Source organism: Reyranella sp. (assembly GCF_965229815.1).
GTDB lineage: Bacteria > Pseudomonadota > Alphaproteobacteria > Reyranellales > Reyranellaceae > Reyranella.
In genome coordinates this window covers 100467-121077 of record NZ_CBDDJN010000009.1, presented here as the reverse complement: position 1 = coordinate 121077, position 20611 = coordinate 100467, and the positions used below count along the sequence as shown (strand labels likewise).

Sequence of the window (20611 nt, the reverse complement as noted above, 5' to 3'; positions counted from 1 at the left end):
AGCACGCGGCTGGCCCGCCCTTCCGGCCGGCGGTATGGTTCTTGCGTCGCCTCCCGGGCGACCGACCGCGGAGAGCCACATGGTCAGACTTCGGCGTCTTGCCGCCCTGCTCGCCCTGCTGGCCTGGCCGGCGATGGCGCAGGACAGGAAGGAGGTCGATCTCGCGCTGGCCCTCGCCATCGACATCTCGGGCAGCATCGATCCCGACGAGGCGCGCCTGCAGCGAGAGGGCTACGTGCAGGCGTTCCGCGATCCCGCGGTGGTCCGGGCGATCCTGGACGGCAGCTACGGCCGCATCGCCGTCGCCTACTTCGAATGGTCGGACGCCTGGGTGCAGCGGCTGCTGGTCGACTGGACGCTGCTCGATTCGGAGGCGGCGATCATCGCCTTCACCGAGCGCCTGTCGGCGGCGCCGGTCTCGATCTCGCGCCGTACCTCGATCAGCGGCGCCATCCGCTTCGCCATCCCGCTGTTCGGCCGCAACCCCTATGCCCCGGACCGCAAGGTCCTCGACATTTCCGGCGACGGCTCGAACAACGACGGCGGGCTGGTCACCGACATGCGCCACGAGGCGCTGAAGGAGCGCATCGTCATCAACGGCCTGCCGATCATGAACGACCGGCCCAACCCGTTCGGGTTCCCGAGCGAGGAGGATCTCGACAAGTACTACCTCCACTGCGTCACGGGCGGTCCCCGCTCCTTCGTCGAGGTGGCGACGGGCTTCGACGACTTCCCGCGGGCCATCCGCAAGAAGCTCCTGCAGGAAGTCGCCGATCTCGGCCCGCGGCCCGACGTCGACACCGGCGGGCTCGGCCCGCTGCCCGACGGCACACAGCTCGCGCAGGCCGCCCGCCGACCGGCGCGCGGCGAGGACGACTACACGCGCTTCGTGCGGCCGGAATACGAGCTCGGCTGCGACGTCGGCGAGCGGCGCAGCCGCGAGTTCTGGCAGCGCCGCTTCGGCGTCACGCCGGACTGAGGCCGGGCGGCGCCGTCACGGCGCGTCATTGCCGGCCAGAACCGGCAGGGCCGCGAGCCGCCGCGACGCGAACGCGAGGAAGGCGTCGATCTTGGGGGCGCGGTGGGCCCGCCCCTTGGTAACCAGATGGACGGGCAACGGCCCGGCCTCCCAGGCCTCGAGCAATCGCACCAGCCGGCCCGCCGCCAGTTCCTCCGCCACCTGGTAGGACAGGAACTGCGCGATGCCGCGGCCCTCGCGCGCCGCGCGCAGGCGCGTCTCGACGTCGTCGACCCGGAGCCGCCCCATCAGGCGCGGCGCGGTGCGCAGGCCGGCGAAGCTCCAGCTCCCGTTGCCGCGCGCCGTGCCCAGGATCGCCTCGTGCCGGACGAGGTCGGCCGGCGTGCGCGGGGTACCGCGCCGCTTGAGGTAGGCCGGGCTCGCTACCCACAGGCGCCGCACCTGGCCGACGCGGCGCGCCATCAGGGCCGAATCGGCCAGCGGCCCGATGCGCAGGGCCACGTCGATGCCCTCGTCGATCAGGTCCATGTTGCGGTCGTTCAGCATCAGCTCGACCTCGACGCCATCATGCGCGTCGAGGAAGCGCGCCACGAGCGGCGCGATGTGGCGGCGCCCGAATTGCACCGGTGCGGTGATGCGCAGCAACCCGCGCACCGGCGCCCCGACCGCCCCGGCCATCGCCGCCTCGTACGCCGCCGCGAGACCGCGGGCCTTGTCGTAGAAGGTGCGGCCCGCCTCGGTCGGCGCCAGGCGCCGCGTGGTGCGGTCGATCAGCCGCACGCCGAGCCGGTCCTCCAGCGCCGCCAGCGCCCGGGTCACCGCCGGCGGAGAGCGGCGCAGCCGGGCGGCCGCGCGCACCAGGCTCCCCTCCTCCACGATGCGCACGAAGATCGAAAGCTCGTCCAGCCGGTCCATGCCATTGTTTCGCACACTGCAACAGTGATTTCTAGATTGATGCCATTATCGGCGCAATTGGCAGAGCCTATTGTCGGCGCACCCACCGAGGAGCAACGCCATGCTGGCCGGGACCTGCCTCTGCGGCGCCGTCGCCTACGAGGCCGACGCCGCCGTCGAACGGATCGTTCACTGCCATTGCCGCACGTGCCGCAAGACCCACGGCAGCGCCTTCTCGTCGGTGACGGCGGTCCCCCGATCGTCGTTCCGCTGGACTCGCGGCGAGGACCGCCTCGCCGCCGTCGAATCGTCGCCCGGCAAGTTCCGGCGCTTCTGCCGGGACTGCGGTTCGCACGTCATGGCCGAGCGCACCAACCAGCCGGTCTTGCTGCTGCGGCTGGGCTGCCTCGACACGCCGGTGACCGGCGTGCCGCAGCTCCACATCTGGCGCTCCGACGGTGCGACCTGGTTCGACCCCGGCGAGATCCTGCCCGAGCGCGCGGAGGGCCTGTCGTGAGCCCGCCGGACGGAACGGACTTCCTCGCCTTCCACGCGGACGAGCGGCGCGCGCAGGCGCTGGCCGGCCAAAGGAGCGGCCGCGCCGCCATCCGTCCCTTCATGCCCGACCAGCACCGCAGCTTCTTCGCCGGCCTGCCCTGCCTGTTCACGGCGACGGCGGATGGAGAGGGCTGGCCCGTGGCGTCCGTGCTCAGCGGCCCGCCGGGCTTCGTGCACAGTCCCGATGCCACGACGCTCAGGATCGACGCCCTGCCCGGGCGCGACGATCCGGCGGCGCCGGGCTTCACGGCGGGTGCCGGCATCGGCCTGCTCGGGCTGGAGTTCCCGACGCGCCGGCGCAATCGGGCCAACGGCGTGCTGGCCGCCGTCGACGACGACGGCATGACGGTGCGCATCGAGCAGAGCTTCGGCAATTGCCCTCAGTACATCCAGGCGCGCACGCCACAGCCGCGCGCAACGACGCCAGCACCGGTCGAGTCGCTGCCCTCGCTCGACGCAGCGGCGCGACGCCAGATCGCGGCGGCCGACACGTTCTTCGTCGCCAGCCGCTCGCGTCCGGACCTGGCCGGCGGCGGCTTCGACCTTTCCCATCGCGGCGGCCGGCCGGGCTTCGTCGGCATCGATGGCGACACGCTGGCCGTTCCCGACTTTCGCGGCAACCGCTTCTACAACACGCTGGGCAACTTTCTCGGCGAGCCGCGTGCGGGCCTGCTGTTCGTCGACTTCGACACCGGCGATCTGCTGCAGGTGCAGGGCCGCGCAGCCGTCGACTGGCAGGCAAGCGGAGGCCCGGCCGGCGCCGAGCGGCTGTGGTCGCTGCGCGTCGAGCGGGCGTGGCGCCGCCGCGGCGCCTTGCCGCTCGCCTGGACCGGCCTGGACTATGCACCGACGACGCTCGCCACCGGTACCTGGTGAGGCCGCCGAGGTCCCCGATCGCTCATGGACATGACTTCCCGCGTTACCTACCGTCGGCGCGGGAAGGGTAGCCGATGTCGGAAGAGATTGTTGCCGCTGGGCTCACGTTCGCGCTGCGCCGGCGGCTGGCGCATATCGCCCGGATCGGGATCGGGCGATATCGCGCGCTGAGGCCCGACAGGCACCGATTTCTCGGCGCCTACCGTTCGCACGAGGAAGCGCTGCAGCACGTGCGCTCCGGCCGGGGCAAGGGCTACGACAATGACGGCGTGTCGGAGGTTTCCAAGGCGCTGATGCAAGAGGTGCCTCTGTGGGACTATCCGGTGCTGTTCTGGCTGCAGCGCCTGTCGCCGGAGATCCACCGCATCGTCGACGCCGGCGGCCATATCGGCGTCAAGTATCGCGCCTTCTCGCGCTATCTCGATCTCGATCGCATCGACTGGGTCGTCTACGACGTGCCGGCACAGGTCCGGGCCGGGCGCGCCGCGGTACGCCCGCAGGACCGGACCCTGTCCTTCGCCGATCGCCTCGAGGACGTTCCGCCGGCCGACCTCCTGCTCGGCTCTGGATTGCTGCCCTATCTCGACCAGCCTCTGACCGAGCTGGTCGGCCGCCTGCGTCAACGGCCTCGCCATATCCTGCTGAACAAGGTCGCGACCCGCGACGGACCCACCGTGGTGACGCTGGAGAACTTCCGGCTGGCCGAGGTGCCCTATCACATCCGCAACGTGCGCGAGGTGCCCGACGCGCTCGATGCGCTGGGCTACGACATCGTCGACAGCTGGATCATCGATCCGCTGGGCCACCGGATCGACACCCATCCGCAGCTGGGCCGCGTCGTCTCCCGCGGCTATGCCGCGCGCAGCCGCGACACCATGGCCTCGAGCGCCAGCAGGTAGGAATCGACGCCGAACCCGGCGATCACCCCGATCGCCGCCTCGGCCGTTACCGACCCGTAACCCCGCTTCTCGATGTTGGTCATGTGGATCTCGATCGCCGGCGCGCCGATCGAGCGCAGGCAGTCCCGCAAGGCGTGCCCGGCATGGAGAAAGCCGGCGGGATTGAACAGGACGCCGTCGACCTTGGCGCGGTCGGCGCGATAGATGGCGGTGACCGCCTCGCCCTCGGTGTTCGTGTAGAGGATGTCGAGCCCGACGGCGAGGGCGCGGGCGCGGCGGCGCAGGATCTGGTCCAGTTCCTTGGCGGTTGTGGTGCCGTAGAGCTCGGGCTGTCGGCGCCCGAGATACTCCATGTTGGCCCCCTGGATCAGCAGCAGCTTCATTGCTTCCCTAAACGCCCGGGGCCTACAGGAATAATTTCCCCCTGATTGAATAAATAGGCCGCCTGCTCGCCAAATCCTAGCGCGAATCAGCGCGGAAGGTTCGTCGAGCCCATCAGCGTTTCGTCGATCGAACGGGCGCACTGACGCCCCTCGCGGATCGCCCACACGACCAGCGACTGGCCGCGCCGCATGTCGCCGGCGGCGAACAGGCGCGGGACGGTGGTCTTGTAGTCCTCGACCGTGGCGGCGACGTTGCCGCGCGGATCGAGCGCGGCGCCCGACTGCTCCACCATCCCGGGCTTTCGCGGACCCAGGAAGCCCATCGCGAGCAGCACGAGGTCGGCCTTTAGCTCGAAGGCGCTGCCGGGAACCTCCTGCATCGCCATGCGGCCGTCGGCACCCTTGGCCCATTCGATGCGGACGCATTCCAGCGCCTCGATCCGGCCGTCGCGGCCGGTCGCGCGCCTGGTCAGCACCGCGAAGTCGCGGGCCGCGCCCTCCTCGTGCGACGAGGAGGTGCGCATCTTGAGCGGCCAGTCGGGCCAGGTCAGCGCCTTGTTCTCGCGCTGCGGCGGCTGCGGCATGACCTCGAGCTGGGTCACCGACGCGGCGCCCTGGCGGTTCGACGTGCCGACGCAGTCGGATCCCGTGTCGCCGCCGCCGATCACCACGACATGCTTGCCCTTGGCCGAGAGCGTGCCGCGCGGCGCGGCCCGCGCCTCGTCGTCGCCGGCCACGCGCTTGTTCTGCTGGGTCAGGAAATCCATGGCGAAGTGGACGCCGGAAAGGTCGCGGCCCGGCACTTCGAGGTCGCGCGGCCACTCGGCGCCGCCGGTCAACGCCACGGCGTCGTAGCCTTCGAGCAGCGACTTAATCGACAGCGTGGCGCCGACCTCGACGCCGGTGCGGAACTCGACGCCCTCCGCCTCCATCTGGCGCATCCGCCGGTCGATCAGTCGCTTCTCCAGCTTGAAGTCCGGGATGCCGTAGCGCAGCAGGCCGCCGACCCGATCGGCCTTCTCGAACAGGGTGACGGCATGGCCGGCGCGCGCCAGCTGCTGGCTGCAGGCGAGCCCGGCCGGGCCCGAGCCGACGACGGCGACGCGCTTGCCGGTCTTGCGGGCCGGCACCTGCGGCGCGATCCAGCCTTCCTCCCAGCCGCGGTCGACGATCGAGCACTCGATCGACTTGATGGTCACCGGGTTGTCGTCGATGTTCAGGGTGCAGGAGGCCTCGCAGGGCGCGGGGCAGATGCGGCCGGTGAACTCCGGGAAATTGTTGGTGGAGTGCAGCGACTCGAGCGCCTCCTGCCAGCGGCCGCGCCGCACCAGCTCGTTCCAGTCGGGGATCAGGTTGTTGACCGGGCAGCCGTTGTGACAGAACGGAATGCCGCAATCCATGCAGCGCGCCGCCTGCGTCGCGACCTCGGCGGCCGGCAACGGCAGCACGAACTCGTGCCAGTGCTTGAGGCGCGCCTCGACCTTCTCGTAGGGCCGATCCTTGCGCTCGATCTCCAGGAAGCCGGTGGGCAGACCCATGGGCTCGCTATCTCCCCTTTGTTGTCGTTCCGAGCTCCGCTGTCATCCCGAGCGAAGCGAGGGACCTTTCTTGTTGCCTCAAAGGTCCCTCGCTTCGCTCGGGATGACAGGGTGCGTTGACTACTCCGCCGCCACCGCCTTCGCCGCCGCGCGCTCGCGCGCCTGAAGGAGCGCCCGCTTGTAGTCCCTGGGCATCACCTTGATGAAGCTCTTGAGCGCATTGTCCCAGTCGTCGAGCAGGGCGCGCGCCCGCGCGCTGCCGGTGTGCAGCAGATGCCGCTCGACCAGGATGCGCAGGCGCTCGGCGTCGAAGCCCAGCACGTCGCCCATGCCGTTGTCGTCGGCCCCGAGCGCGCGCTGGTGCGGCCGGCCCGGCGCGTCCCGGTCCGCGGACGCCACGCCGACCGGCTCGAGCTCGACCATCGCCATGTTGCAGAGCTCGCCGAAGCGCGCCCTGGGATCGTAGACATAGGCGATACCGCCCGACATGCCGGCCGCGAAGTTGCGCCCGGTGTCGCCCAGCACGACCACGACGCCGCCGGTCATGTACTCGCAGCCATGGTCGCCGGTGCCCTCGACGACGCAGACCGCGCCCGAGTTGCGCACCGCGAAGCGCTCGCCGGCCACGCCCTCGAAGTAGGCCTCGCCGGCGATCGCGCCGTAGAGGACCGTGTTGCCGACGATGATGTTGTGCAGTGGATCCCGCCGCGCGCCTTCGGGCTGGCGCACGACGACGCGGCCGCCCGACAGGCCCTTGCCGACATAGTCGTTCCCGTCGCCCGACAGTTCGAGCGACACGCCGTGCGCCAGGAAAGCGCCGAAGCTCTGGCCGGCCGTGCCGGTGAGCTTCACGGTGATCGTGTCCTCCGGCAGCCCGGCATGGCCGTGCCGGCGGGCGACCTCGCCCGACAGCATGGCGCCGACCGTGCGGTTCACGTTGGTGATCGGCACCTCGACCAGGACCGGGTCGCCCTTCTCCAGCGCCGGCTGCGCCGCCTCGATCAGCCGGTGATCGAGCGCCTTGTCGAGCCCGTGATCCTGACGCTCGCCGTTCCAGATCGCCACGCCCTCGCGCGCCGGCGCGGCGTAGAGCAGCTTCGACAGGTCGACCCCGCCCGCCTTCCAGTGGTCGACCGCGCGGCGCATGTCGAGGAGATCGACGCGGCCGATCATCTCGTTCAGCGTCCGGAAGCCCAGGCGCGCCATGATCTCGCGCAGCTCCTCGGCGACGAAGAAGAAGTAGTTGATGACGTGCTCGGGCTGGCCGGTGAAGCGCTTGCGCAGCACCGGGTCCTGCGTCGCCACGCCGACCGGGCAGGTGTTGAGATGGCACTTGCGCATCATGATGCAGCCCGCCGCGATCAGCGGCGCGGTGGCGAAGCCGAACTCGTCGGCGCCCAGCAGCGCGCCGATCGCGACGTCGCGGCCGGTGCGCAGGCCGCCGTCGACCTGCACGGCGATGCGGCCGCGCAGCCCGTTCAGCACCAGCGTCTGCTGGGTCTCGGCCAGCCCGATCTCCCACGGCGAGCCGGCATGGGTGAGCGAGGTCAGCGGCGAGGCACCGGTGCCGCCCTCGTAGCCCGAGATCGTCACATGGTCGGCGCGCGCCTTGCTGACGCCGGCCGCGACCGTGCCGACGCCGACCTCCGAGACCAGCTTCACCGACACGCGGGCGCCCGGGTTTACGTTCTTCAGGTCGTGAATGAGCTGCGCCAGGTCCTCGATCGAGTAGATGTCGTGGTGCGGCGGCGGCGAGATCAGGCCGACGCCCGGGGTCGAGCGGCGGACGCGGGCGATGTTCTCGTCGACCTTGTGGCCGGGAAGCTGGCCGCCCTCGCCGGGCTTGGCGCCCTGCGCCATCTTGATCTGGATGTCGTCGGCGTTGACCAGGTACTCGGCCGAGACGCCGAAGCGGCCCGATGCCACCTGCTTGATGGCCGAGCGCATGGAATCGCCGTTGGCGAGCGGCTTGAAGCGGTCGGCTTCCTCGCCGCCCTCGCCGGTGTTCGACTTGCCGCCGATGCGGTTCATGGCGACGGCCAGCGTCGTATGTGCCTCGCGGCTGATCGAGCCGAAGCTCATGGCGCCGGTGGCGAAGCGGCGCACGATGCTGGCGGCGGGCTCGACCTCCTCGAGGGGCACCGGCTCGGCCGCCCACTTGAACTGCATCAGGCCGCGGATCGTCAGAAGCCGCTCGTTCTGCTCGTTGATCGTCCGCGCGAAGCCCTTGTACTCGTCCGGCAGGTTGCCGCGCACGGCGTGCTGCAGGCGGGCGACGCTCTCGGGCGTCCAGGCATGGTCCTCGCCGCGCAGGCGGAAGGCATAATCGCCGCCCGGATCGAGCATGCGGCGGTAGATCGCCTTCTCGCCATAGGCGTCGGAATGGCGCCGCACCGTCTCCGCCGCGATCTCCTTCCAGCCGGCGCCCTCGATGGTCGTCGCCGTGCCGGTGAAGTACTTCTCGACGAAGCCCGAATGCAGGCCGACGGCGTCGAAGATCTGCGCGCCGCAGTAGGACTGGTAGGTCGAGATGCCCATCTTGGACATGACCTTCAGGAGGCCCTTGCCGACCGCCTTGATGAAGTTCTTCTGCACCTCGTAGGGCTTGAGCGGCAGCCCGTTCTGCACGCGCAGCGCCTCCAGCGTCTCGAAGGCGAGATAGGGATTGACCGCCTCGGCGCCGTAGCCCGCCAGGCAGCAGAAGTGATGGACCTCGCGCACCTCGCCCGATTCGACGACCAGGCCGGTCTGGGTGCGCAGGCCGCGGCGGATCAGGTGGTGATGCACCGCCGCCGTGGCCAGCAGCGCCGGGATCGGCACGCGCTCGGCCGAAACCGCGCGGTCCGACAGGATCAGGATGTTGCGGTCGGCCAGCACATGGTCGGTGGCCTCGGCGCAGATGCGGTCGAGCGCCTCCTCCAGCCCCTCGGCGCCCTCGTCCGCCGGCCAGGTCGTGTCGATCGTGGCGGTGCGGAAGGAGCCGTCGAGCAGGTCCTCGATCGAGCGGATCTTCTCCAGCTCGGCATTTGTCAGCACCGGCTGCGAGACTTCGAGCCGCTTGTGCGTGCCGGCGTGGCGGCCGAGCAGGTTGGGCCGGGGGCCGATCATCGACACAAGCGACATCACCAGCTCCTCGCGGATCGGATCGATCGGCGGGTTGGTGACCTGCGCGAAGTTCTGCTTGAAGTAGTTGTAGAGCAGCTTGGGCTTCTTCGAGAGCACCGCGATCGGCGTGTCGGTGCCCATCGAGCCGACGGGATCGTCGGGCTCGCGGCTCATCGGCTCGAGGAAGAACTGTATGTCCTCCTGCGTGTAGCCGAAGGCCTGCTGGCGATCGAGCAGCGTCGCCGGGTCGTTCGATGGGGCCGGCGGCGGCGCGTCGGGGATGTCGGACAGTTCCTCGAGCTTGTGCTGCGTCTCGCGCAGCCATTCGTCGTAGGGCTCGGCCTCGGCCAGCGTCCGCTTCAGCTCCTCGTCCTCGACAATGCGGCCCTGCTCGAGGTCGATCAGCAGCATCTTGCCGGGCTGCAGGCGCCACTTGCGCACGATGCTGTCGTCGGGAATCGGCAGCACGCCGGCCTCGGAGGCCATGACGACCTTGTCGTCGTCGGTCACCAGGAAGCGCGCCGGCCGCAGCCCGTTGCGGTCGAGCGTGGCCCCGATCTGGCGGCCGTCGGTGAAGGCGATGCAGGCCGGCCCGTCCCACGGCTCCATCAGGGCGGCGTGGTACTCGTAGAAGGCCTTGCGCTTGGCATCCATCAGCGGATTGCCGGCCCAGGCCTCCGGGATCAGCATCATCATCGCATGCGACAGGGAGTAGCCGCCGGCCAGCAGCAGCTCGAGCGCATTGTCGACGCAGGCCGTGTCCGACTGGCCGTGCGGGATGATCGGCCACATCTTGTCGAGGTCGGCGCCGATCAGATCGGATTCCATGGTGCGCCGGCGGGCGTACATCCAGTTGACGTTGCCGCGGACGGTGTTGATCTCGCCGTTGTGGGCGATGAAGCGGTAGGGATGCGCCAGCCGCCATGACGGGAAGGTGTTGGTCGAGAAGCGCTGATGAACGAGGCAGAGCGCCGACTGGGTCAGCGGGTTGCGCAGGTCGTCGTAGAAGCTCTCGACCTGGTGGGCCAGCAGCAGGCCCTTGTAGACCACCGTGCGCGACGAGAAGGACGGCATGTAGAGTTGCGAGAGGCCCGGCAGCCCGTGCTTCCTGGCGAGGTCGGTCAGCGGGTTCTGGGTCTGCTTGCGGATCGCCAGGATCTTGCGCTCGAAGGCGTCCTGGTCGGCGACCTTCGGGCCGCGGCCGACGATCGCCATGCGGATCACCGGCATCGAGTCGATGACCGCCTGGCCCAGTCCCGTGAGGTCGGTCGGGACGTCGCGCCAGCCCACCAGCCTCTGCTTCTCGACCTTGATGAAATGCTCCAGGCGCTTGACGGCGAAGGCGCGCGCCTTCTCCTCCTGCGGCAGGAAGCACATGGCGACGGCATAGTGGCCCGGCGCCGGCAGGTCGATGCCCTGCCCGGCCGCCCAGTTGCGCAGCAGGGCGTCGGGGATCTGGATCAGGCAGCCGGCGCCGTCGCCCATCAGCGGGTCGGCGCCCACGGCGCCGCGATGGTCGAGGTTGACGAGGATGCTCAGCCCGTCGCGCACGATGGCGTGGCTCTTGCGGCCCTTGATATCGGCCACGAACCCGACGCCGCAGGCGTCGTGCTCATTGCGCGGGTCGTACAGCCCCTGTTTCTCAGGCAAATCCATCACGCTCTGTCCTGGTTCCCCCCGGCGATGGCCCTCGCCGGGGCCGGCCGTTATCGGGCATTATTAGCCCGGTCGCCACGCCCGACGAAAGCAATTGTTGCGGCGCGAAAGGCCCTGTAGTTTGGGACCGCTTGCCCCGGGGGAGCTGCAACAGAGATGTCTTTTCCGTCGCCCGGCCGTCCGGCGGCCTGCCTCACCGGCCTGATTCTGTCCGCCCTCGCGGCGGCCGGCTGCACGCCCGCCCCCAGCGTCGGCCAGTCGTGGACCGGTCCCGGCTGGTACCTGCAGAAATCCTACATCATCGCCCCGGCCGGCCCGGTCTATTTCGGCGGCCCCTACACCTACGCCAAGTGCGAGGAGGAGCGCGCCAAGCAGCCGCCCGAGACGGCGAGCCAGATGCTGTGCACGCGCGAGAACCGCAAGCCCGACCGCTTCGCGCGGTCCTAGCTGTCACCCGAGCGCAGCGCCTGCCCTGAGCGTCGCCGAAGGGAGGGACCTTTCTGTGGCATGGCGGGCCGCGGGCTGACGGCCGATCTTCAACCCACAGGCGCCACGTCCAGCCGGACGGCGACCCCCTCGAGTTCCTTCGACGGCGCCGGGTAGCGCTTCATCACCAGCGGATCGTGGCCCGGGATGATGTGCTGCGGCGATTCCGCCAGCGCCCGCAGCCGGTCGTAGCCCTCGATCGTGTCGCCGACATGGAAGGTCGTCGGGAAGACGCGCCCCTTCTCCATGTGCTCGTAGTAGTGGCTGCAGTCGGACGCCAGCACGACCCAGCCGCGCTGCGTCGCCACCCGCACGCATTGCAGGCCCATCGTGTGGCCGCCGATGTGGTGGACGCTCAGCCCCGGCGCCAGCTCGGCCGCGCCGGCATGGAACTGGACCCGGTCCTTGAACACCAGCCGCACCATGCCGACGACCTCCTCGACCTCGTAGCCGTGGTTGAAGCGGTCGTGCCGCATGTAGCGGCCGGTGGCGAAGTTCATCTCCAGGTCCTGGAGATGGAAGCGCGCCGCCGGGAAATCGAAGAAGGTCCCGACATGGTCGTAGTGCATGTGGGTGATGACGACGTCCTTCACGGTCGTCGCGTCGACGCCCAGCAGCGCCAGCCCCTCGACTGGCGTGCGCAGGAAGGTGCGCTTGCGCTTGGCGGCCATCTCGGCGGTGAAGCCGGTATCGACCACGACGGTCCGGTTGGCGTTGCGCACCAGCCAGACGAAATAGTCCATAGGCATCGGCGCATCGTGCGGGTCGCCACCGATGAAATGCGAGCCGCGTCGCGCGTCGCGCGTGGCGTAGCGGATAGCGAATATCTCGTACGTTTCCTCTTTCATGGGAGGGAGCCTACCCGATCGCCATCAGGCTGGCATTGCCGCCGGCCGCCGCCGTGTTGACGCTGACCGACACCTCGTCGACCAGCAGGTCCGCCGGGTAGGGCGCGACATGGACCGGCACGATCGGTCCCTCGCGCGCCGCCAGACGCTGCTGCAGCGCCAGCAGGGCCTCGGGTCCGCCGGCGAACAGCGCGGCGGCGATGTCGGGACGATCGGCATCGCCGGTGGCGCGGTTGCCGGAGGCGACGGCCAGGGCGATCTGCCCGGCCCGCTCCGCCGGGTCGTCGGCGACGCACAGGATCGTGCCCTTCGACCGGCGGGCATAGCTGTTGCGCTCGCCGACCGGGCCCGCGAGCTCCTGCTCGCCCGGCGGCAGGCCGGCGGCAGGCCGCTCGGCCATCAGGCGGCGCACGTAGAGCGGCCCGCCCGCCTTCGGCCCGGTGCCCGAGAGGCCATGGCCGCCGAACGGCTGCACGCCGACCACCGCCCCGATCATGTTGCGGTTGACGTACTGGTTGCCGGCGGCGCTGGCGGCAATCGCCCGCTCGATCATCTCGTCGATCCGGCTGTGCACCCCGAAGGTCAGCGCGAAGCCCGTCTCGTTCACCGCCCGCACCACCGCCTCCATGTCCTCGCGGCGGTAGCGCAGCACGTGCAGGACGGGGCCGAACACCTCGCCCGGCAAGTCGGAGACGGCGCCGATCTCGATCAGCGTCGGCGCCACGTAGGTGCCGTGCCGGGTCTCTTCCGGAAGATCGACACGGTGCACCGGGTGGCCCGCGGCGGCCAGTCGGGCGACATGGGCCTCCAGCGCATCGCGCGCCTCGGCCGTGATCACCGGCCCGACATCGACCGCCAGCCGCTCGGGATTGCCGACGACGAGCTCGGCCATGGCGCCCTTCAGCATCTCCACGACCCGGCCGGCGATATCGTCCTGCAGGCAGAGCACGCGCAGCGCCGAGCAGCGCTGGCCCGCCGAATCGAAGGCCGAGGTGACGGCGTCGAGCACGAGCTGCTCGGGCAGGGCCGAGGAATCGGCCACCAGCGCGTTCTGGCCGCCGGTCTCGGCGATCAGCACCGGCGGCCGCCCGGCGGGCGTCAGGCGCTTCGCGAGCGTGCGGTTGATCGACCGCGCGACGGCGGTCGAGCCGGTGAACACGACGCCGGCCACCGCTTGATTGCCGACCAGCCGTGCGCCCGTCGCGCCGTCGCCGGTCAGGAACTGCAGCGCCGTGCGCGGCACGCCGGCCTCGTGCAGCACGCCCACCGCCAGCGCGGCGACGAGCGGCGTTTCCTCGGCCGGCTTGGCGATCACCGCGTTGCCGGCCGCCAGCGCCCCCGCCACTTGGCCGGTGAAGATCGACAGCGGGAAGTTCCACGGGCTGATGCAGGCGACCAGGCCGAGCGGCCGCTGCGCGCCGTCGGCCAGGCCCTCGACGCAGCCAGCGTAGTAGCGCAGGAAGTCGACCGCCTCGCGCACCTCGCCGACGGCATTGGCCAGCGTCTTGCCGGCCTCGCGCACGATCGGGCCGAGCAGCGGCTCGAGCCGCGCCTCCAGGAGATCGGCCGCCGCGCGCAGGATTGCTGCGCGGTCGGCGGGCGCCGCCGCCCACGCCTCGGCCCGCGCGCAGGCGGCATCGACCTCGGCCGGCGTGGCGTCGACGACGCGGCCCACGGTCTCGCGCCGGTCGGCCGGGTTCGTCACCTCCCGCGCGGCACTGCCCTTCCCTTCCTCGGCGCGCCCGCCGGCCAGCATCGGCACCGCCTCCAGGGGCGGCGGCGCCGCGAGCGTCTCGGCCAGCCCGGCCAGCACCTGCTCGCTGGCGAGATCGAGGCCGCGCGAATTGCGCCGGCTGGCGCCGAACAGGGCGCGCGGCAGCACGATGCGCGGATGCGGCGCGCCGACCGGCGAGATCGCCAGCGCCCGCTCGACCGGATCGGCCAGAAGCATCTCGTCCGTGACCTCGGGATCGGCGACCTGGTTCACGAACGAGGTATTGGCGCCGTTCTCCAGCAGGCGGCGCACGAGGTAGGCGAGCAGCGTCTCGTGGGTGCCGACCGGTGTGTAGATGCGGCACGGCCGGTTGAGCTTTCCGGTGCCGACCACCTCCTCGTACAGCGGCTCGCCCATGCCATGCAGGCACTGGAACTCGTACTGGCCGGCATAGAAGTTCTCGCCGGCCATGGCATGGACCGTGGCCAGGGTGAGCGCGTTGTGCGTGCCGAACTGCGGATAGGCCGCATCGGGCGCGGCGAGCAGGCGGCGGGCGCAGGCGAGATAGGAGACGTCGGTGTGGATGCGCCGCGTGAACACCGGATAGTCGGCCATGCCGTCGACCTGGGCGCGCTTGATCTCGCCGTCCCAGTAGGCGCCCTTGACCAGGCGTACCATCAGCCGCCGACGACTGCGGCGGCCCAGCTCGATCAGCCAGTCGATCGTGAAGATCGCCCGCTTCTGGTAGGCCTGCACGACGAAGCCGATCCCGTTCCAGTCCTCCAGCGCCGGATCGAGGCAGAGCCGCTCCAGCAGGTCGAGCGAGATCTCCAGCCGGTCGGCCTCCTCGGCATCGATGTTGAGGCCGATGTCATACCGGCGGGCCAGCAGCGCCAGCTCGAGCAGCCGGGGGTAGAGCTCGGCCTGCACGCGCTCGATCTGGGCGCGGCTGTAGCGCGGGTGCAGCGCCGAGAGCTTGATCGAGATGCCCGAGCCTTCGTAGATTCCGCGGCCGCCGGCGGCCCTGCCGATCGCGTGGATGGCGTGGCGATAGGCCTGCATGTAGGCCTCGGCCTGCGCTGCCGTGACTGCCGCCTCGCCCAGCATGTCGTAGGAATGGCGGAAGCCCTCGGCTTCCTTCGACCGGTCGTTGCGCAGCGCTTCCTCGATCGTCTGGCCGGCGACGAAGCGCTCGCCCATCAGGCGCATGGCGATGTTGACCCCGGTGCGGATCAGCGGCTCGCCGCCCTTGCCGATCAGGCGCGTCAGGGCCGCCGACAGGCCGCGCTCGCTGCTGGTCGCGGTCAGCCGGCCGGTCACCACCAGGCCCCAGGTCGCGGCGTTGACGAACAGCGAGGGGCTGTGGCCGAGATGGGCCCGCCAGTCGCCGCCGCCGATCTTGTCGCGGATCAGCGCGTCGCGCGTGTCATCGTCGGGGATGCGCAGCAGCGCCTCGGCCAGGCACATCAGCGCCACGCCTTCCTGGCTCGACAGCGCATATTCGTGGATCAGCCCCTCGACGCCGCCGGACGGCGTCTTCTCGCGCAGCGCCCCGACCAGCCGCCGCGCCAGTGTCCGGGCGGCCTCGCGGCGGGCCGGCAGCAATCGCGCCGCCTCGATGAGGGGCGGCAGGCACTCGGTCTCGGGCCGCCGCCAGGCCGCCGTGATGGCGGCCCGCAGGGGGCTCTGAGGCTGGATCGAACGCACGAAATCGTCGAAGGGCGGCATGTTCCTCGTCCGGAGATGGCGCTACCATAACCGGCAAAACAGGTTGTCGGGACGGCGACGATGTCGCCCGGCCACCGGGAGGAAAGCATGGACGTCCGCCACGACGAGGCCGCAGCCCGACCTGCCGCCGCCGCCGACCTGCGCTGGCCCGAGGATTCGATCGCCCGCGTGCCCTACTGGGTCTACCAGGACGAGGCCAACTACCGGCGCGAGCTCGAGCGCCTGTTCGAGGGTCCGACCTGGCACTTCGTCTGCCTCGAGGCCGACATCCCGGACAAGGGCGACTACCGCACCAACACGGTGGGGGCGATGCCGGTGATCGTCGTGCGGGCGGCCGACGGCGCGATCAACTGCTTCGAGAACCGCTGCGCCCATCGCGGGGCGCTGATCGCCTTCGACGAGGGCGGCAATGTCGGCCACCAGTTCAAGTGCGTCTATCACGCCTGGAGCTACGACCTCGCCGGCAACCTGCGCGGCATCGCCTTCGAGCGCGGCATCAACGGCCAGGGCGGCCTGCCCAAGGATTTCTGCCGCGAGAGCTTCAACCCGCGCAAGCTCCGGACGACGAACCTCGGCGGGCTGGTCTTCGCCACCCTCTCGCCCGACACGCCGCCGATCGAGGACTATCTCGGTCCGGAGATCCTCGGGCGCGCGCGGCGCGTGCTCAACCGTCCGATCCGAGTCATGGGCCGCTTCGTGCAGCCGCTGCCGAACAACTGGAAGCTCTATGTCGAGAACGTCAAGGACACCTACCACGCGAGCCTGCTGCACCTCTTCTTCACGACCTTCCGCATCTCGCGCCTGACCCAGGGCGGCGGCGTGCTGGTCAGCCCCGATGGCGGCCACCACGCCAGCTACACGATCGGCATGCCCGAGGGCGCCAACGAATCGGCCTATCGCGACCAGGGCATCCGCTCGGAGGACCGGGACTACCGGCTGGCCGATCCCAGCATGCTCGACGCGGTCGACGAGTTCGGCGACCGCATCCAGCTCCAGATGCTGTCGGTCTTCCCCGCCTGCATCCTGCAGCAGGTCCACAACTGCCTCGCCGTGCGCCAGATCGTGCCCAAGGGGCCGGGCCGCATGGAGCTGCACTGGACCTACTTCGGCTATGCCGACGATCCGCCCGAGATGAACCGCCGCCGGCTGCGGCAGCAGAACCTCGTCGGGCCGGCCGGCTTCGTCTCCATGGAGGACGGCTGCATCGGCGGCTTCGTCCAGCGCGGCATCGGCGCCGCCGGCGGCGAGGTGTCGGTGGTCGAGATGGGCGGCCGCACCGCCGAGAGCCAGCCGACCCGCGCCACCGAAGCCTCGGTCCGCGGCTTCTGGCAGGCCTATCGGCGCTACATGGGATACTAGGGGGCACCAAGAGCAAGCGCCCCTCCTGTCATCCTTACATGGGGCTTGAGAAGTCAAGAGGTAGTCACGGTTCTGCCGTCTGGTTTTTTTGCCGGTGACAGGATGACGTCTTGGGTGCTTGCGTTGGGACGTTGGGCATTGCTGGGGCGCTCGTCGCTGGACGGCATCACCTTACATACGGTCCGGCGACAGTTGAGCCGGTACCCTGGTTCCTCATGCACGCGTGAGGCTTTGCCCAAGAGACGATGAGACCCCTCTGAGACGGCGGCGCCGTACGGTCCTTGGATGACAACGGTCATCATCCGTCCCTCTTCAAGGCACCCTCTGCTCCTCTGCTAGACGGCGCGCAGCTGGGCGCCGTCGGGCACCACGCCATGGTGGAGGAAGCGCCACAGCGCGACCATCAGCTTGCGTGCCAGGGCGACGATGGCGATGCGCTTGCCGGCCCCCTTCTGCTGGCCGACGCGTTCACGGAACCAGCGGCTGAGCGCGCTGGCGGGCTGATTGCGCAGCCACAGCCAGGCGAGCTGCACCGCGATGGTGCGGGCGCGCGCATTGCCGGCCTTGCTGATGCCCTGCTCATGACGACTGTCGCCACTGTTGTAGGGCGTGCCGGTCAGCCCGAAGTAGCTGCCGACCTGGCGGCGGTTCTGGAAGTCGCGGAAGAAGGCCTCGCCGACCAGGATCTGGCTGCCGACGGGGCCCAGGCTCCTGAGTTCGAGGAGCTGGTTGACCCTGGCCGCCATGCTGCTGACGGGAGCGACCTTGCGCACCGCCCGGGCTTGCGCCTCGATCTCGTCGAGTTGTTCCTCCACCAGCAGCAGCCGGCTATGTTCGCGCCTCAGTTCAGCCACCAGATGATCCGGCAGGGGCCGACCGTCGCCGGTGCACAGCGTCGCCAGCCACGCCGCGAAGTCCTTGGCCCGGCCCCAGGTCTGGCGAACGCCCTGGCCGTGCAGCAGGCCCTTCAGCCGATTGACGTGGCTGGTTCGCTCCTTGACCAGCCGCTGTCGCTCGCGTGACGGCCGCCGCTCATCTTCCTGCGCCGCCGTCGGAACGTGCACCGCCCTGCAGGCGAGGCGATCGCCACCCTCCAGCCGCAGCAGGGCACGCATCAGTTTCTCCAGGTCCAGCCGGTCGGTCTTGGCGCGCCGCGCCCGGCGGTCGACCTCCACGCTCGCCGCATCGAGGACCCGGCTCTCGATCCCCTGCGCCTCGAGCCAGCGATGCAGCCAAAAGCCATCGTAGCCGGCCTCGTAGCAGCTCACGACCCGCGCGGCCTCGCCGAGCTTCTTGGCGGCTCTGGCACGGGCCTTGCCGATCAACTCCGACACCGCAGCCACATCACCCCCGGCCACCGTGTACTGGCTCAGCTTGCCGAGGCCCGGGACCACGATGCCCAGCTTCCACTTCGCCTTGCCCAGTTCAAACGCCACGAACACTGTGCGATGCTCCACCCCAGCGGCGAGGGTGTCGAAGATGTATGGGGACTTCATTGGCTCCTCTGTAGGTTCGGTGGGTCACGCTCCAAGCCTACCTCTCGACCTCTCGTCGCCCCATAGAATCTGAGCGCAGCGAAGGATCTCATGGAAGTCGCGACCCGCACACCGGTCGAAGCGCCATGAGGTCCTTCGCTGCGCTCAGGACGACAGCCTCCCAATTCAGCTCCTTCACGATCAATCCGCAGACGAGGATGCTCGCCCCATGGACACCGCCCAACTCGTCGCGTTGAACGCGGCCTATGCCCGCGCGATCGACAACGAGCAGTACGAGCGCTGGCCCGAGCTGTTCCACGACCCGTGCTTCTACAAGGTGACCACCGCCGACAACGTCGCCCGCGGCTACGAGGCCGGCATCATCTACGCCGATTCGCGCGGCATGCTGGAGGACCGCGTGTCGGCCCTGCGCAAGGCCAACATCTACGAGCGCCAGCGCTACCGCCACATCGTCGGGCTGCCGGTGGTGCTGGGCATGGCCGACGGCACGGCCGAGGTCGAGACGCCGTTCCTGATCGTGCGCATCATGCGCGACGGCCAGATGGACGTGTTCGCGACCGGCTGCTACCGCGACAAGGTGCGGCCGGACGCGACCGGCGCGCCGCGCTTCGCCGAGCGTATCGCCGTCTGCGACGGTGGCCGCTTCGACACGCTGGTGGCGATCCCGTTCTAGAAGCGACTCGCCTCCACCCCAGCGAAGCTCCGCCCGCGGCGCGGGCACCTCCCCATCGCGCCGCGATGGGGAGGTTCATGAACGCGACCGCCACTGGCGTCCTGTGCAATCCGGCAGTTGTCACCCCGAGCGTCAGCGAGGGGCCTTTGGGCCACAGGAAAGGTCCCTCGCTTCCGCTCGGGATGACAGTCGCGGCGCACTCAGAACGGCAGGCCGACATAGTTCTCGGCGAGCGAGAGCTGGGCGGCGCGGGAGCCGGCAAGATAGTCGATCTCGGCGCGCTGCATCTGGGCCTCGAAGCTCGCCTCGTCGTGGAACCTGTGAAGCATGCCCGTCATCCACCACGAGAAGCGCTCGGCCTTCCACACCCGGGCCAGCGCCGTCTCGCCATAGGCGGCGAGCAGCGAGGGATCAGCCTTCCGGTAGTGCGCCACCAGCGCCCGGCAGAGATAGTGGACGTCGGATGCGGCGAGGTTCAGGCCCTTGGCGCCGGTCGGCGGGACGATGTGCGCGGCGTCGCCGGCCAGGAACAGCCGGCCATGCTGCATCGGGGTCGAAACGAAGCTGCGCAACGGCGCGATGCTCTTCTCGATCGACGGCCCGGTCACGATGTGCGGCGCCACCTGCGGCCCGAAGCGACGCTTGAGCTCGGCCCAGATCCGATCGTCGCTCCAGTTGGAGACGTCGTCGTCGAGGCTGCACTGGAGATAGTAGCGGCTGCGCGTTCGCGACCGCATCGAGGCCAGCGCGAAGCCGTCCTCGTGGCGGGCATAGATCAGCTCCTCCGAGCAGGGCGGCACGTCTGCCAGGATGCCGAGCCAGCCGAACGGATAGACGCGTTCGTAGGTACGGCTCGCCGCCGCCGGCAGGCAGGTGCGGCTGACGCCGTGGAAGCCGTCGCAGCCGGCGACGAAGTCGCAGGCGAGTGTGCGCTCCTCACCGCCCACCGTGTAGCGCAGCGACGGCCGGTCGCCCTCGATGTCCTGCGGCACCACGTCGGCCGCCTCCCAGACGATCGGCCCGTCGCCCGCAAGCCGGGCCGCGATCAGGTCCTTGGTGACCTCCGTCTGTCCGTAGACCGTCACGGTCTTGCCCGTCAGCTCGCGGAAGTCGATGCGGAAGCGCCGGCCGCCGGCGGCGATCTCGACGCCGTCGTGCACCAGCCCTTCGCGGTGCAGGCGCTCGGCGACGCCCGCCTCCTCCAGCAGGTCGACGGTGCCCTGCTCCAGCACGCCGGCGCGGATGCGGCCCTCGACATAGTCCCGGGTGCGCGCTTCCAGGATCACGCTCTCGACGCCGTGGACCTTGAGCAGACGCGCCAGCAGGAGCCCTCCCGGCCCCGCACCGATGATGCCGACCTGCGTCCGCTCCGTCACACCCGCCACCGCCGTCTCCCCGCTTCCTTGCCGGGCAGCTTAA

15 protein-coding genes are annotated in these 20611 nt (G+C 70.1%); 7 read left to right on the top strand and 8 right to left on the bottom strand.

The genetic code is table 11. The features are described from left to right. Nucleotides 1-79 precede the first annotated feature (79 nt). Nucleotides 80-979, top strand: a complete 900-nt coding sequence (locus ACO073_RS30795; RefSeq protein ID WP_422003353.1) for a DUF1194 domain-containing protein — start codon at nt 80-82, stop codon at nt 977-979. Between the two features lie 15 nt (nt 980-994). On the opposite strand, the gene ACO073_RS30790 is transcribed toward ACO073_RS30795, so the two are convergent. Beyond that, complete coding sequence (locus ACO073_RS30790; protein WP_422003351.1) at nt 995-1894, bottom strand: LysR family transcriptional regulator; 900 nt, start codon at nt 1892-1894, stop codon at nt 995-997. 100 nt (nt 1895-1994) lie between these two features. On the opposite strand from ACO073_RS30790, the gene ACO073_RS30785 reads away from it, so the two are divergent. The 3 genes from ACO073_RS30785 to ACO073_RS30775 all read left to right on the top strand — a co-directional run bounded on the left by ACO073_RS30785 (nt 1995) and on the right by ACO073_RS30775 (nt 4206). Beyond that, nucleotides 1995-2390: a GFA family protein gene (locus tag ACO073_RS30785; protein ID WP_422003350.1), complete on the top strand. Its 396-nt coding sequence runs from the start codon at nt 1995-1997 to the stop codon at nt 2388-2390. Continuing rightward, nucleotides 2387-3307 carry a pyridoxamine 5'-phosphate oxidase family protein gene (locus ACO073_RS30780; protein WP_422003348.1) on the top strand — a complete coding sequence of 307 codons (921 nt, stop codon included), beginning with the start codon at nt 2387-2389 and terminating at the stop codon, nt 3305-3307. Before ACO073_RS30785 ends, ACO073_RS30780 begins: the two co-directional genes overlap by 4 nt. Nucleotides 3308-3381: 74 nt before the next feature. After that, the gene (locus ACO073_RS30775; protein ID WP_422003346.1) at nt 3382-4206 is read left to right on the top strand and encodes a methyltransferase, TIGR04325 family; all 825 of its coding nucleotides are present in this window, start codon (nt 3382-3384) and stop codon (nt 4204-4206) included. Here ACO073_RS30775 and ACO073_RS30770 read toward each other — a convergent pair. From ACO073_RS30770 to gltB, 3 genes are all read right to left on the bottom strand, one after another. Beyond that, the gene (locus tag ACO073_RS30770; RefSeq protein ID WP_422003345.1) at nt 4158-4589 is read right to left on the bottom strand and encodes a type II 3-dehydroquinate dehydratase; all 432 of its coding nucleotides are present in this window, start codon (nt 4587-4589) and stop codon (nt 4158-4160) included. The genes ACO073_RS30775 and ACO073_RS30770 overlap by 49 nt on opposite strands. An 86-nt stretch (nt 4590-4675) precedes the next feature. After that, nucleotides 4676-6127 carry a glutamate synthase subunit beta gene (locus ACO073_RS30765; RefSeq protein WP_422003343.1) on the bottom strand — a complete coding sequence of 484 codons (1452 nt, stop codon included), beginning with the start codon at nt 6125-6127 and terminating at the stop codon, nt 4676-4678. 120 nt (nt 6128-6247) lie between these two features. Then, nucleotides 6248-10888 carry a glutamate synthase large subunit gene (gltB, locus tag ACO073_RS30760; protein ID WP_422003341.1) on the bottom strand — a complete coding sequence of 1547 codons (4641 nt, stop codon included), beginning with the start codon at nt 10886-10888 and terminating at the stop codon, nt 6248-6250. A 156-nt stretch (nt 10889-11044) separates the two neighbouring features. Here gltB and ACO073_RS30755 point away from each other — a divergent pair, with 156 nt between their 5' ends. Then, a complete protein-coding gene (locus tag ACO073_RS30755; protein ID WP_422003339.1) occupies nt 11045-11335 on the top strand; it encodes a hypothetical protein in 291 nt (96 codons plus the stop codon). An 89-nt stretch (nt 11336-11424) separates the two neighbouring features. Here the strand turns inward: ACO073_RS30755 and ACO073_RS30750 are convergent, their stop codons facing one another. Together ACO073_RS30750 and putA are read right to left on the bottom strand one after the other, a co-directional pair. After that, nucleotides 11425-12222, bottom strand: coding sequence for an N-acyl homoserine lactonase family protein (locus ACO073_RS30750; RefSeq protein WP_422003338.1), 798 nt, complete (start codon nt 12220-12222; stop codon nt 11425-11427). 10 nt (nt 12223-12232) lie between these two features. Continuing rightward, nucleotides 12233-15664, bottom strand: a complete 3432-nt coding sequence (gene putA, locus ACO073_RS30745) for a bifunctional proline dehydrogenase/L-glutamate gamma-semialdehyde dehydrogenase PutA (RefSeq protein ID WP_422003336.1) — start codon at nt 15662-15664, stop codon at nt 12233-12235. Nucleotides 15665-15751: 87 nt separating this feature from the next. On the opposite strand from putA, the gene ACO073_RS30740 reads away from it, so the two are divergent. Then, nucleotides 15752-17023: an aromatic ring-hydroxylating dioxygenase subunit alpha gene (locus tag ACO073_RS30740; RefSeq protein ID WP_422003334.1), complete on the top strand. Its 1272-nt coding sequence runs from the start codon at nt 15752-15754 to the stop codon at nt 17021-17023. A 335-nt stretch (nt 17024-17358) separates the two neighbouring features. On the opposite strand, the gene ACO073_RS30735 is transcribed toward ACO073_RS30740, so the two are convergent. Then, nucleotides 17359-18519, bottom strand: coding sequence for an IS110 family transposase (locus tag ACO073_RS30735; protein ID WP_421997200.1), 1161 nt, complete (start codon nt 18517-18519; stop codon nt 17359-17361). Nucleotides 18520-18727: 208 nt separating this feature from the next. Here ACO073_RS30735 and ACO073_RS30730 point away from each other — a divergent pair, with 208 nt between their 5' ends. After that, nucleotides 18728-19192, top strand: a complete 465-nt coding sequence (locus ACO073_RS30730; protein WP_422003332.1) for an aromatic-ring-hydroxylating dioxygenase subunit beta — start codon at nt 18728-18730, stop codon at nt 19190-19192. Nucleotides 19193-19392: 200 nt separating this feature from the next. Here the strand turns inward: ACO073_RS30730 and pobA are convergent, their stop codons facing one another. Then, nucleotides 19393-20577, bottom strand: a complete 1185-nt coding sequence (pobA, locus tag ACO073_RS30725) for a 4-hydroxybenzoate 3-monooxygenase (RefSeq protein WP_422003331.1) — start codon at nt 20575-20577, stop codon at nt 19393-19395. Between the last annotated feature and the right edge of the window lie 34 nt (nt 20578-20611).